This window comes from Labrys methylaminiphilus subsp. lupini, assembly GCF_051161885.1.
Lineage (GTDB): Bacteria > Pseudomonadota > Alphaproteobacteria > Rhizobiales > Labraceae > Labrys.
Window position 1 is genome coordinate 3,921,960 of the sequence record NZ_JBMDIH010000001.1, and the last position, 12,573, is coordinate 3,934,532.

At 62.7% G+C, this 12,573-nt stretch carries 11 protein-coding genes; 5 read left to right on the forward strand and 6 right to left on the reverse strand.

Annotated elements, in window-relative coordinates:
• Positions 1–115: 115 nt before the first annotated feature.
• Positions 116–409 (reverse strand): hypothetical protein, encoded by a 294-nt coding sequence (locus tag ACN6KF_RS18540; protein ID WP_434958260.1) that lies wholly within the window; start codon positions 407–409, stop codon positions 116–118.
• A gap of 243 nt (positions 410–652) precedes the next feature.
• Between ACN6KF_RS18540 and ACN6KF_RS18545 the strand changes: the two genes are divergently transcribed.
• Positions 653–1,543: a LysR family transcriptional regulator gene (locus ACN6KF_RS18545; protein WP_434958261.1), complete on the forward strand. Its 891-nt coding sequence runs from the start codon at positions 653–655 to the stop codon at positions 1,541–1,543.
• Positions 1,544–1,633: 90 nt separating this feature from the next.
• On the opposite strand, the gene ACN6KF_RS18550 is transcribed toward ACN6KF_RS18545, so the two are convergent.
• Entirely contained in the window at positions 1,634–2,035 is a 402-nt protein-coding gene (locus tag ACN6KF_RS18550; RefSeq protein WP_434958262.1) for a type II toxin-antitoxin system HicB family antitoxin, read from the reverse strand.
• Positions 2,036–2,072: 37 nt separating this feature from the next.
• Positions 2,073–2,297, reverse strand: a complete 225-nt coding sequence (locus ACN6KF_RS18555) for a type II toxin-antitoxin system HicA family toxin (protein WP_434958263.1) — start codon at positions 2,295–2,297, stop codon at positions 2,073–2,075.
• Positions 2,298–2,658: 361 nt separating this feature from the next.
• Between ACN6KF_RS18555 and pheT the strand changes: the two genes are divergently transcribed.
• Entirely contained in the window at positions 2,659–5,076 is a 2,418-nt protein-coding gene (pheT, locus tag ACN6KF_RS18560) for a phenylalanine--tRNA ligase subunit beta (protein ID WP_434958264.1), read from the forward strand.
• Positions 5,077–5,262: 186 nt separating this feature from the next.
• Here the strand turns inward: pheT and ACN6KF_RS18565 are convergent, their stop codons facing one another.
• Positions 5,263–6,234 (reverse strand): hypothetical protein, encoded by a 972-nt coding sequence (locus ACN6KF_RS18565; protein WP_434958265.1) that lies wholly within the window; start codon positions 6,232–6,234, stop codon positions 5,263–5,265.
• Between the two features lie 724 nt (positions 6,235–6,958).
• Here ACN6KF_RS18565 and ACN6KF_RS18570 point away from each other — a divergent pair.
• On the forward strand, positions 6,959–7,759 hold the full coding sequence (locus ACN6KF_RS18570) for an undecaprenyl-diphosphate phosphatase (protein WP_434958266.1): 801 nt from the start codon (positions 6,959–6,961) through the stop codon (positions 7,757–7,759).
• A 92-nt stretch (positions 7,760–7,851) separates the two neighbouring features.
• Here the strand turns inward: ACN6KF_RS18570 and ACN6KF_RS18575 are convergent, their stop codons facing one another.
• A complete protein-coding gene (locus tag ACN6KF_RS18575) occupies positions 7,852–8,841 on the reverse strand; it encodes a complex I NDUFA9 subunit family protein (protein WP_434958267.1) in 990 nt (329 codons plus the stop codon).
• Positions 8,842–9,058: 217 nt separating this feature from the next.
• Complete coding sequence (locus ACN6KF_RS18580) at positions 9,059–9,664, reverse strand: nucleotidyltransferase domain-containing protein (protein ID WP_434959704.1); 606 nt, start codon at positions 9,662–9,664, stop codon at positions 9,059–9,061.
• A 160-nt stretch (positions 9,665–9,824) separates the two neighbouring features.
• On the opposite strand from ACN6KF_RS18580, the gene ACN6KF_RS18585 reads away from it, so the two are divergent.
• Together ACN6KF_RS18585 and ACN6KF_RS18590 are read left to right on the forward strand one after the other, a co-directional pair.
• A complete protein-coding gene (locus tag ACN6KF_RS18585) occupies positions 9,825–11,126 on the forward strand; it encodes an ActS/PrrB/RegB family redox-sensitive histidine kinase (RefSeq protein ID WP_434958268.1) in 1,302 nt (433 codons plus the stop codon).
• Positions 11,127–11,838: 712 nt separating this feature from the next.
• Positions 11,839–12,381 (forward strand): ActR/PrrA/RegA family redox response regulator transcription factor, encoded by a 543-nt coding sequence (locus ACN6KF_RS18590; RefSeq protein ID WP_068290777.1) that lies wholly within the window; start codon positions 11,839–11,841, stop codon positions 12,379–12,381.
• Positions 12,382–12,573: the final 192 nt, after the last annotated feature.

Sequence of the window (12,573 nt, forward strand, 5' to 3'; positions counted from 1 at the left end):
GCCTGCAGGCCATCATCCCTTACCGCAAAAAGGCGGAAGCCCCACCGGGGGCGGGGCTTCCTACGGGCTACCGGGCTGGTGTTGGGGTGCAGGGTCCGATAACCCGAATTCGGGCTCAGTAGCAGACCCTCACGCGCTTCCAGAAGCCGCCGTAATAGCCGTCGACCCAGCGCTTCTCGATGTGGCAGCGGCGATAGTAGACGGGGCGGTAATCGTCGTAATAGCCGCCGCCATAATAGCTGTTGTTGTAGGCGGAGCCGGCGAGCAGCCCACCCAGCAGGCCGATACCGGCACCAGCGGCGAAGGCGCCACCACGGCCATAGCGGGCTTCGGCGGTGCCAGTGGTGGCAATGGCGGTGCCTGCCAGTGTTGCGGCAACCAGGGCGCCGGTCAGGATTTTCTTCAACATCGTCTCGTTCCCATTCTTGTCTTGCGCGGGCTGCGCTTGCTTTGATGGGATGACAATGCCACCGCCGCCCCGGCCTCTCCGTGCGATTCGTCACGGGATGCAACCGATGCGTGTTCGGGCGTGCGGGGGATCTTGCAGGCGCTGATTGCCCTTCATCGGCGGCAACGACATAGTAGCGGGCATGAGCAGAGAATCGAACTTACGGGCGCCCCGATCTTCAATCCTCGATTGGAAGGATGGGCCATGATCGACAAGCTCGAATTCCTGATCGCTCTCTCCCGCGAGCACCATTTCGGCCGGGCCGCCGAGATCTGCGGGGTGACCCAGCCCACCCTCTCGGCCGGCATCAAGCAGCTCGAAGGCGAACTCGGCGTCCTGCTGGTGGCGCGCGGCTCGCGCTTCCAGGGCTTCACCCCGGAGGGTGACAGGGTGCTGGAATGGGCCCGGCGCATCGTCAGCGACAGCCGCGCCATGCGCCAGGAGGTCGAGGCGCTCAAGCGCGGCCTCAACGGTCACCTCACCATCTCGGTGATCCCGACGGCGCTCTCCATGGTTGCCTCGATCACCACGCCCTTTCGCGCCCGCCACCCCAACGTGACCTTCACCATCCTCTCGCGCCCCTCGACCACGGTGCTGCAGGAGTTGGAGGACCTGGCCATCGATGCCGGCATCACCTATCTCGACAACGAGCCGCTGGGGAAGGTCTCGACGGTGGAGCTCTATCGCGAAAGCTATTGCCTGCTCACCGACGTCAATGGCGAATTCGCCGGCCGCAACACGGTGAGCTGGGAGGAGCTCGGCCATGTGCCGCTCTGCCTGCTGACGCCCGACATGCAGAACCGGCGCATCGTCGACCACCTCCTGCGCAATGCCGAGACGCCGGTGGCGCCGACCCTGGTTTCCAACTCGATGCAGGTGCTGCTCTCGCATGTGCGCACGGGGCGCTGGTCGAGCGTAATGCCGGCCATCCTGGTCGAGATGCTGGGCGCCGGCGACCATGTGCGCTCGATCCCCATCGTCGAGCCGCAAGCGCATCACAAGGTCGGCCTGATCACACCCAAGCGCGAAACCCAGACACCCCTGGTCGCCGCCCTGATCGCCGAAGCCAAGCGCTACGCCATGCAAATGGGATGAAGATCATGCGCTTCGCCGCGCCGTTATCGTGTATCCGTGCCGCTTGATGTTCAGAGGTCACCACGACCGTAACGGTGCGGCGCAAATAGGTTACCCTGCAAGCCTGACCCTCGCTGCACTGGCCAAATACCCGCTACGGGTTTCGCCGCGTGCCTTGGCCGCTCGATCGATACGATCAAGCAATCCCTCATCGATCGAGATGTTGATGCGGACGGGTTTGGACGGCAAGTCGACAGGAACCAGGACCAGCACTGCATCCTTGCTCCACTCCACGAATTCGGGATCCACCCGAAGTTCGGAGAGCTCACGGAGCAGAGGAAGCGCCTCGCCATCCTCGACCATACCCTCGACATGCAGAGCCAATGCCTGCCGCCCTTTGGCAATCGCCTCTTCCGCCGAGCCTCCACCCGATACGGCGCCGGGGAAATCAGGGAACGAGATGCCATAAATTCCATTCTCTTCATGGATCAATGCGTATGCCAATGCCCTCATCACACCCTCCTTGGTGGTCCGAAGAAGGAGTGGGAGTTCACCACTCCCACCCCGCCTGCTTGAATATCGACCGGAGCGTCCCGGTTGGGATCTCCCTTACTCCCATGTCAACCGTCACTCTTCCGGGCCGGCCGGACCGGGTGAATTGTTGGTGGTCACCCGGCCCTTTCCGTTTCAGCTCCCAACCTTCTTTTTTGAGGCGGCTGACAACCTTTCTCGGTGTCATCGGGGAGCGCTTCACATTCATGTCGTCGCGCCTCATCTGAGGATTGTGTATTGATACACACAATTTAGGCCAACGTCAACGATAAATGTGTATTGGTGTGTATTTCTTGCTGACCGTATCGAGGCAATTGCAGAAAAACATGCCGGATTGCCCCCATGGGGTGTTTCATTCACGATACCAGGGCCGAAATTGGAAGATGACTCTATCGATCGTTGGCGGCGTCAGCTTTGAAGCACAACGCCAAACCAACGGGATGAAATCCCGCCAGAACCCCGCTTCGGTCGCGCTCGGGTATCCCACAACATCGCGCGTTTTCGCTTTCAACCGGGATTTCTTTGCATCTTCCTGCCCGACGCGCTATCGGCATGGCCAAATCGATTGGACTAGGCTGCCCGCAATGAAGTTCACGCTTTCCTGGCTCAAGGATCACCTCGAAACCTCAGCCACGCTCGACGAGATCGTCGCGACCCTCACCCGCATCGGCCTCGAGGTCGAGGGGGTGGAGGACCCTGCCAAGAAGCTTTCCGGCTTCTCGATCGCCTATGTCGTCTCGGCCGAGCAGCATCCCAATGCCGACAAGCTCCGGGTCTGTATGGTCGATACCGGCAAGGGCGATCCGGTGCAGGTGGTCTGCGGCGCCCCCAATGCCCGCACCGGCATGAAATCGGTATTCTCGCCGCCCGGCACCTATATCCCGGCCAAGAACATCACGCTCGCCATCGCGCCGGTACGCGGGGTCGAGAGCCGCGGCATGTTGTGCTCGGAATTCGAGCTCGAAATCTCCGACGAGCATGACGGCATCATCGACCTGCCTGCCGACGCGCCTGTCGGCATGCCCTTTGCCGAATATGCCGGCCTCAACGACCCGGTGATCGACGTGAACCTCACGCCGAACCGGCCCGACTGCACCGGCGTCGCCGGCATTGCCCGTGATCTCGCCGCCGCCGGCCTCGGCAGGTTGAAAACGCCCGCGGTGCCCTCCATCGCCGGCGAAGGCCCCTGCCCCGTTACGGTGACGCTCGATTTCGGCGACACGCCCTCGCTATGCCCCGGCTTTGCGCTTCGCTTGGTGCGCGGCGTCAAGAACGGCCGCTCGCCCGTGTGGATGCAGCGCCGGCTCAACGCCATTGGCCTGCGCCCGATCAGTGCGCTGGTCGACATCACCAACTATGTCACCTTCGACCGCGGCCGGCCGCTGCACGTCTTCGATGCTGCCAAGATCGAAGGCAACCTCACCGTCCGGCGCGCCCGCGAGGGCGAAAACATCGTCGCGCTCGACGGCAAGACCTATGTGCTCAATGACAGCATCTGCGTGATCGCCGACGACAAGGGCCTGGAGTCGATCGCCGGCATCATGGGCGGCGAGCATTCGGGCTGCGACGAGAACACCACCGATGTGCTGATCGAATCGGCGCTGTGGGAGCCACTCAACATCGCCCGCACCGGACGTGCGCTCGGCATCAACACTGATGCGCGCTATCGCTTCGAGCGCGGTGTCGATCCCGCCTTCATGGTACCGGGCGTCGACCTCGCCACTCAGCTCGTGATTGAATTGTGCGGCGGCAAGCCGACCGAGACCCTCGTGGTGGGCGGCGTCACCCCCGCACCCGAGGTGTTGGATCTGCCGGCCCACGAGGTTGCACGCCTGACGGGGCTCGCGACCAGCCTCGCCGAAAGCGCCGACATCCTCGAGCGCCTCGGCTTCGGCGTCATCCGCAAGCCGGACGCGCTGGCGGTGACAGCGCCGAGTTGGCGCCCCGACATCGAAGGCAAGGCGGACCTCGTCGAGGAGGTGATGCGCATCGTCGGCGTCGATTCCATTCCGGTGACGCCGCTGCCGCGCGAGGCCCACGTGCCGCAGCCCGTGCTCACCGTGCTGCAGAAGCGCACCCGCCTGGCCAAACGGAGCCTCGCCGCGCGCGGCCTGATGGAGGCCGTGACCTGGTCCTTCATCGCCAAGGCCCAGGCCGAACGCTTCGGCGGCGGCCAGCCGACGCTGTCGCTCGCCAACCCGATCGCCGCTGATCTTTCCGACATGCGCCCCAGCCTGCTGCCCGGCCTGATCGCGGCGGGCCAGCGCAATGCCGATCGCGGCACCAGCGACGTCGCCCTGTTCGAGGTCGGCCAGATCTTCCGCGGAGATCGGCCGGAAGACCAGAAGATCGCCGCCAGCGGCATCCGCCGCAACCAAGCTCGTCCCGACGGCTTCGGCCGCCACTGGTCGGGGCCGGCAAGCGCGGTGAGCGTGTTCGACGCCAAGGAGGATGCCCTCACTTTGCTGGCCGCCCTCGGCGCGCCGGTCGCGAGCTTCCAGATCGTGTCGGGAGCGCCGTCCTGGTACCATCCCGGCCGTTCGGGCACGATCCAGCTCGGCCCGCAGAACATCATTGGCTGGTTCGGCGAACTGCATCCCTCGGCCTTGGAGGCGCTCGACGCCGATGGGCCGGTGGTCGGCTTCGAGATCATCCTCGACGCCCTCCCGGTGCCCAAGCCCAAGGCGACCAAGACGCGCGGCGTCCTGGCCCTCTCGCCCTTCCAGCCGGTCACCCGCGACTTCGCCTTCCTGGTCGCACGCAAGGTCAGGGCCGCCGACATCGTCAAGGCGACGCAGGGCGTCGACAAGAAGCTGATTTCAGGCGTGTCGATCTTCGACATCTATGAGGGCAAGGGCATCGCCGAGGATCAGAAATCGGTCGCCGTCGAGGTGGTGCTGCAGCCGCAGGACCGCACGCTGACCGACGTCGAAATCGATGCCGTTGCCGCCAAGATCATCGCCGAAGTCGGCAAGAAGACCGGGGCAACGCTGCGCGGGTAAGGCAGGCGCCACGAAGGCAGCCTCCAAGGTGTTGTGAAAGAGAAAAAGGCGGACCCAATTGGGCCCGCCTTTTGTTCGAACTGCATGCCAGCGCGTTCCGGATCGAAGCGCAGGGCCCGACGCTTGCAAATTATTGTTGTCGCATCGTTTTTACCGAAAACCGCGTCCACTTTTCGGTATGGTCGGTCAGGCTTTGCCACCGGCATACAGAACCGCCTGCAGAAACAGCGCCATCTGCAGGGCGATGAACTTGTCGACGAGTTCGAACAGGCTCCCATGGATCTCGATCGCCCGCCCGCCGGGGGCATGCAAGGTGACATAGCCCTCCTCGGCCGCATCCTCGAGCAGGCGGCGGACATGGACACGCGAGACGCCGAAGCAGTCGGCAACGGCGCCATAATGGAAATGGACGGTACGGTCCTTCAGGATCTCTCCCGGCATTTCCGTCGCAATCAGCTTGAGCAGGATTTCGAACCCGGCATCGCGCGCCATGAACAGCCGCATCTCGGGCACGAGATCGACCAAGGTGCCATGCATCAGGAAATAATTGCTGCAATAGCGAGCCAGCGCGCCGAGGAAGGCATCGTCGATCTCCACCCGCCTGACGGCGTGATCGACACGCTGCAATTGCGCGAGTGCCTGCAGATAGGGCGTGATGATCTGCTTAGCGATGGTGATACCGGCGCGGGTTGCCTCCAGCCGCTTGATGCGCTTGTCGCGCAGATCCTTGGTCTGACGCAGATAGCCCGCCTGGCGCAACAGGTTCAGCATGGCCCCGATGCGGTTGTGCCCCGCCAAGGCGTGCACGGTGCAGAAAGTCTGGACATCCGCCACCGTGACGCCCGCGGGCGGATCATTGGGCGAGGCGGCAAAGTGGCGGCTCAGCACATAGGCGCCCACGATCAGGCGGATTTCATCCGTCGCCATATGGATGAGCGGCAGATTGGTCCTGAGAATGGAAACGTAGCGACGCGCGAACGTGCTCCGCGCGGCCTTGAAGCCGGTATGCGCTCTCAGGGCCTGGGCGTCTGCAAGGACGGCCGACTGGTAGTTCGGCAGCGGAACGCTGACAGGGTTCTGCAAACCGAAATGGCTGACATTATGAATCTTGGCGCACTCCGATAGAGATCCTGCGCTTCTCCAAGACAACTCGCTCAATCACCACCCCTTTTTGCATGGGATTTTGGCGTCACAACTGAGGACAAGCAAGAAGACGCCCCGGATCGGCTGGGCGTTCACTCACGCCGCGACAACACCGTTGCAGCTGCATAGTTCCTATCATGTCGGTAGAAATTTAAAAGATATTTTCTTCTAAGTGTTTGACTACGAATACCTAATGCCTTGTCATTGCGACCTATACCTAACTGGGAGGGATGTCTAATACTTAAGTACTACGCACAGTGCAAATAGGAAACGCTTTCACAAGACGGAAAATATTTCTTCCAATACACCTCTCAAGACACCAAGATAAACTGATGTCTAAATAAATTTATTTGAACAAAATCATATTCTAAAACAGCATTTCCTTCAAAGACACGCATGACTTAGGTGTCTTCCCAGAAGTTTCCCCACGCCTTCCCGAGAGGCAATTTGATTTCAACGTCATGAAAATCATACTGCGAAAGGCTTGCCGAGGCCGGGACAACGACGTCACCATGAATTAGACGTTCTCGAAGGCTGCGACTTCGCCGTGGCCGCTCGCCTCATCGCTGCATGGAAGAGCGTCCGGCTGCATCATGGTTACTGTTTGGTTATAACTCGCGCCTAGAATCACCACGATTCCGGCCTGTATCTCGCGTCAGCGAGGTGCAGGGCCGCTCCCATTCATCCCGCACGGGTGCCATGCGGCCGCATCGGCGCCCGATTCTCGCGAAGGCATCCCATGACCCTGGCCAATATTCTGGAAGCGATCATCCTAGGTGTGGTCGAAGGCCTGACCGAGTTCATCCCGGTTTCCTCGACCGGCCATCTCCTGCTTGCAGCCCGCTACCTGAAATTCGAGGGTGACGATTCCTTCGTGATCCTCATTCAGCTCGGCGCCATCCTCGCCTTGCTCGCCGTCTATGCCGAGAGGCTGTGGCGCATCGCCACCGCTTTGCCGAAGGACCGGGAGGCCCAGCATTTCGTCCTCGGCGTGCTGGTTGCCTTCCTGCCTGCCGTGGTCCTCGGCGTGCTGCTCGAGCACAAGATGAAGCAATATCTCTTCAACGTGCCAGTGGTCTGCTACGCCCTGATCGCGGGCGGTTTCGTCCTGCTCGCCATCGAACAGTTCAAGATCGAGAAACGCTTCTCCAATTGCTATGTACTGCCGCTGCCGGTCTATCTGAAGATTGGACTGTTCCAGTGCCTGTCGATGATCCCCGGCGTTTCGCGCTCGGGCTCCACCATCGTCGGCGGCATGCTGCTCGGCCTCGACAAGCGCTCGGCGGCGGAATTTTCCTTCTTCCTGGCGATGCCGACCATGGTCGGCGCCTTCGTTTATGAGTTCGCCAAGTCCTACAAGACGATGACGACCGACAATCTCGGCCTGACCGCCATCGGCTTCGTCACCGCCTTCATCTCGGGTTGGTTCGTGGTGAAGACCCTGCTGGATTTCGTCTCCAAGCGCGGCCTTGCTCTGTTCGGCTGGTGGCGCATCGTCGTCGGCGTGATCGGCCTCTTGGCCTATTACACGATGGGTTGATTGCACGAGGGGCTGAGCGCGAGCCCGCAGCAAAAAGGGCCGGTCTCCATAGAGACCGGCCCTTTTCTTGTTCAGATCGCCGTCGCCGGCCGTCAGGCCACCTTGTTCTCGAACTGGCCGGACTTGCGGAAGCGCCACAGATAGCTCGGCACGATCGCTTCCACCGTCGCCGGCTGGATACCCAGCCCCTCCAGCGTCAGGCCGTCCTTCCCGGCCTCCTCGGACACGATATTGTCGTGGCGCAGCAACGTGACCTGATCGCGCGTCAAAGGCGGGGTGAACAGGCCGAGCGACAAAGTCCGCGCCAGCTCGAACAAGGTCGCCTGCACATTGGCGATGGCGAAGGGCATCGGCACAAGCAGGCGTTTGCGATTGGCCGTCTTGAGCACATATTCGAAGATCTGGCGCAGGGTCAGCACTTCCTGGCCGCCGAGTTCATAGGTCGCGCCGGGCTTGAGGGCGCCTTCGGCGCCACGTGCCAGCACCTCTGCAACATCGCCGACGAAAACCGGCTGGAACTTGGTCTCGCCGCCGCCGATCAACGGCAGCACGGGCGACATCCGCGCCAGCCCGGCGAACTTGTTGAAGAAATCGTCATCCGGTCCGAACATCACTGAGGGACGCAGGATGATGGTGTCTTCGAAGGCAGCGCGGGCAGCTTCCTCACCCTTCAGCTTGGTCTTGGCATAGACTGAGTCGGAGCCCGCATGCAGGCCGAGGGCCGAGACATGCACAAAGCGCTGCACGCCGGCGGCCTTGGCGGCGCGGGCGATGGCACCGGGGCCGAAAGCCTGCACGGCATCGAAACTGTTGGCGCCGCGCTCATGCATGACGCCGACGAGGTTGACCACCGCCTCCGCGCCCTCGACGGCGGCGGCGATCGATGCGGGATAGCGCAGATTCGCCTGGACGCCGTGGATCTGGCCGACGGCACCGGCCGTCATCAGATATTGGGCGAGATCCGGACGGCGCACGGCCACCCGCACGCGGAAACCGCGCTTGGCGAGCGAGCGCACGAGATTGCGGCCCACAAATCCCGATCCACCAAAAACCGTGACCAAGCGATCGCTGACTGGCGCCATTTGCTAGAAACCTTCAAGAATGGACGTATCGGGTTTTCCTTAGCGCGGCAGGCCGGGACTGTATAGAGCTGCCGACGCTTTCCATGGGGTACTATGCGATCCTGCCCTGGATGCCCATTGCCAAAGCCTTTGCGAGTGGTCGGAATCACCTGGAATCGCAAAGACACACCGAAACAACAAACAAGCGTTCAACCATCACCGCGCCGGGCTCAGGGGATCACAGCGATCGCAGCCAGTCATGGCCGGGATGGGTAGCCTCCAAGCAGGCCCTGAGCCATTGGCGCTCCGCAGCCTCCAGCTTCGGCAGGGCGTTGCGGAAATCGACCTCGTCCTTGTCGCGCTGATATTTGGCCTTGAACAGCAGGACGGCGGCCGGCTTGAGATAGGGCAGGCCATCGTCCGTCATGCCGATCATCTCGGCCCGCGGCCTGGTGATGCCAGGATCTCTCTTATAGACCCAGATATGCGGGGTTCCCGGCTCGAGCATCATGTCCACGCGCCAGCATTGCGCCGCCTCGTCCCGGCACCAGATCTGGAAAATGCCGTCCGGCGGCTCCTGGTTATCCGGCAGATGTTCGACGATCCCATCGCCTGCCGTATAGAAGCGCATGCCCGCCAGGGTATTCCGGAACAAGGCAAGATCGCCACCCAGGACGGTGAATTCGAGATCCTCGTGATCGCGGGTCTGATGCCCATGCCAGAGGTCGAGCGCCCAGCCTCCCACCACGCACCAGGGCTTGGGCACGCCCCCTATCCGCCGGGCCAGTTCGGCGGGATGCCAGGCGCGCCAGGTCTCGAGTGCCACGCTGTCCTCGGTCCTCATCAAGCCCCCCGCATCCTGCCTGCTTCCCGTCCGGCGCCAGCCCTACGACGCCTTTCCGGCCGATACAATCCAGGCAGAGACAATCCGCTTTGGGCTACCCCGCTTTGGGCGCTAAGGTCTGATACCGCCGGCGCGATCGCGAGCGTGGCGGGACAGGAGAATGATGACCGCCTCTGTATTGCCGCATGACGGCCTCGGCCTCGATACGCTGCGCCTGGAAACCCTGATTCGCTTGCGCTGGATGGCGATCGCCGGCCAGTTGGTCGCCGTTCTGGGCGTGCGCTACGGCCTCGGCTTTCCCGTGCCGCTGCAGGCCTGCCTGCCGCTGATCGGCGTCTCCATTCTGGTCAATCTCGCCTTGCGGCTGCGCTACCCGGCGACCGAACGCGTCGATCCGGCCCGTGCCGCGACCCTGCTCGGTTTCGATATCGTGCAGCTTGCGGCGCTGCTCTTCCTCACCGGCGGCCTGCAAAATCCCTTTTCCTTCCTCTTCCTCGCCCCGGTGATGATCTCGGCGACCTCGCTGCCGCCTCTGATGACCCTCGCGCTGGGACTGCTGGCCATCGGCTGCGCCTCCCTGCTCACGGCCTGGCATCTGCCGCTGCCCTGGTTCGAGGGCCAGGCGTTCGACATGCCGATGCTCTATGTCATCGGCATGTGGTTCTCGGTGCTGCTGGGCCTGGCCTTCATCGGCGTCTATGCCTGGCGGGTGGCCGAAGAGGCCCGCCTGCTCTCCAACGCGCTCGCCGCCACCGAGCTGGTGCTGGCGCGCGAACAGCATTTGTCCCAGCTCGACGGCATGGCCGCCGCTGCCGCGCATGAATTGGGTACGCCGCTCGCCACCATCGCGCTGGTGGCCAAGGAGCTGGAGGTCGCCGCGCCGCCGGAAGGCGATTTCGCCGACGATATTCGCCTGCTGCGCAGCCAGGTCGAGCGCTGCCGCGAGATTCTGGGCAAGCTCGCCTCGCTGGGCGACGATGGCGGCACCCCCTTCGCCCGCCTGCCCCTGCCGCTGCTGATCGAGGAAGTTTCCGCACCGCATCGCGATTTCGGCATCGCGATCTCCGCCGAGTTCCAGGGCCAGGAGGAGGACGCCCCCTCGGCCCCGCGCAATCCTGGCATGCTCTACGGCCTCGGCAATATCGTCGAGAACGCGGTGGACTTCGCCAAATCCAGGGTGAGCGTCACGGCGAGCTGGGACGCCAAGACGGTGACTCTCATCGTCGGCGACGATGGTCCCGGCTTTCCTTCCGAAATCATGGGGCGCCTCGGCGATCCCTATGTCACCCAGCGCCGTCCGCGCCTGCCAGGCCAACCGGGCGGCGGCCTCGGCCTCGGCTTTTTTATCGCCAAGACCCTGCTGGAGCGTTCCGGCGCAGCGATCGCCCTGGCGAACCGCCCCTGGCCGGAAAGCGGCGCCATCGTCAAGCTGGAATGGCCGCGAGATACCTTCGAACGCTGAGGCTCGGCTTCCACACCGGGACCCGAAATGCGCAGCGACCGGCGCCCCGGCTAAATCTTGCAAGACCACGTTTAGACCTGGACAAGCTTTGTCCGATGATCCTATGCCACTGCATTCTCCAAATTATTTGTATGACCTTTCGTTCAAGAAAATGCATCGAAACAAAGACTTAATGAAAATTTGCGCTACTATGGTCCTGCACTTTGCTCATCGAGCCGTGAGGAAACCCTGGCGAAGGTCGAGATCAGCCGGATGGCAACAGCGAGGATTGGCGGCACTTGCGTCTTGGTCCGCGAAACGACACGGCGGACTGCCAGTCTTCATCTCGCCACGGTGCGGCGAGGACGTGGGGCCGGCAGACAGGCCGCTCTCATCGGCGTCCCGCAAGCTCCGGCGATCGAGTTCTTTTCGCTCGCCCCAAGCGCTCGCGCCGCTCCCCCGGCCATGATCCATAATAATCTCTGGGGATTGCAATCGCCGCATAACCGAATAAACGATAGCGGGCTGTCGCCAGTGAAATTTCTTCACTTTGCCGCTATAGTCCCCACTGTGGCGAACTGTCGCGCCAAAGGAGGCGATCGGGTCTTCGATCCAAAGAGCCTGACCTCAGGCACTGGAGGGAGCAGGAGGCTCGCGCTGAATTGGCGAGACGCATTCCCTTCACGCGAAACGGAGCCCCTTCGCTCGAACAAGGATTAGGTGAGTCTGCATTATGGTTGCCCCCGAATTTCCCGATCGTTCGCTTCTTCTCGTCGATGACGACAAGGCGTTCCTGCAACGTTTGGGCCGAGCCATGGAAGCCAGGGGCTACACCGTCACCACGGCCGACACGGTCGCCGAGGGACTGGCGCAGGTGGAGGGCTCGCCGCCCGCCTTCGCCGTGATCGACATGAAGCTCACCGACGGCTCCGGCCTCGACGTGATTTCGCGCCTGAAGGTCAAGCGGCCCGATGCGCGCGGCATCATCCTCACCGGCTACGGCAACATCGCCACCGCCGTTACCGCGGTGAAACTGGGTGCATTCGACTATATCGCAAAACCAGCCGATGCCGACGACATCCATGCGGCGTTGATGGCCGATCCCAGCCACAAGCCGGAATTGCCGGAGAACCCGATGTCTGCCGACAGGGTGCGCTGGGAACACATTCAGCGCGTCTACGAACTGTGCGGCCGCAACGTTTCGGAGACGGCGCGGCGCCTCGCCATGCACCGGCGCACCTTGCAGCGCATCCTGGCCAAGCGCGCCCCGCGCTGATCTGGCACGCCCCTTCCCTCTCATAAGAAACTTCTAAGCGCCGGCCGGGTCCGCATGCTCCCGGCGGCGCTTGCGCTTCCGCCCGCATCCGGCTAGCCCTTGGCGAATCCTGGAGCAAAGCGCGTTCAAGCATGAACGCTCATTTACTTCAGTTCTTTGGTTCGACGCGTCTTTGCGATTCTTGCCGATCCC

Excerpts from the sequence above, each read along its gene's own strand:
- ACN6KF_RS18540 (WP_434958260.1), bottom strand. The coding sequence starts at position 409 with ATGTTGAAGAAAATCCTGACCGGCGCCCTGGTTGCCGCAACACTGGCA.
- ACN6KF_RS18545 (WP_434958261.1), top strand. The coding sequence starts at position 653 with ATGATCGACAAGCTCGAATTCCTGATCGCTCTCTCCCGCGAGCACCAT.
- ACN6KF_RS18550 (WP_434958262.1), bottom strand. The coding sequence starts at position 2,035 with ATGAGGGCATTGGCATACGCATTGATCCATGAAGAGAATGGAATTTAT.
- ACN6KF_RS18555 (WP_434958263.1), bottom strand. The coding sequence starts at position 2,297 with ATGAGGCGCGACGACATGAATGTGAAGCGCTCCCCGATGACACCGAGA.
- pheT (WP_434958264.1), top strand. The coding sequence starts at position 2,659 with ATGAAGTTCACGCTTTCCTGGCTCAAGGATCACCTCGAAACCTCAGCC.
- ACN6KF_RS18570 (WP_434958266.1), top strand. The coding sequence starts at position 6,959 with ATGACCCTGGCCAATATTCTGGAAGCGATCATCCTAGGTGTGGTCGAA.
- ACN6KF_RS18575 (WP_434958267.1), bottom strand. The coding sequence starts at position 8,841 with ATGGCGCCAGTCAGCGATCGCTTGGTCACGGTTTTTGGTGGATCGGGA.
- ACN6KF_RS18580 (WP_434959704.1), bottom strand. The coding sequence starts at position 9,664 with ATGAGGACCGAGGACAGCGTGGCACTCGAGACCTGGCGCGCCTGGCAT.
- ACN6KF_RS18585 (WP_434958268.1), top strand. The coding sequence starts at position 9,825 with ATGATGACCGCCTCTGTATTGCCGCATGACGGCCTCGGCCTCGATACG.
- ACN6KF_RS18590 (WP_068290777.1), top strand. The coding sequence starts at position 11,839 with ATGGTTGCCCCCGAATTTCCCGATCGTTCGCTTCTTCTCGTCGATGAC.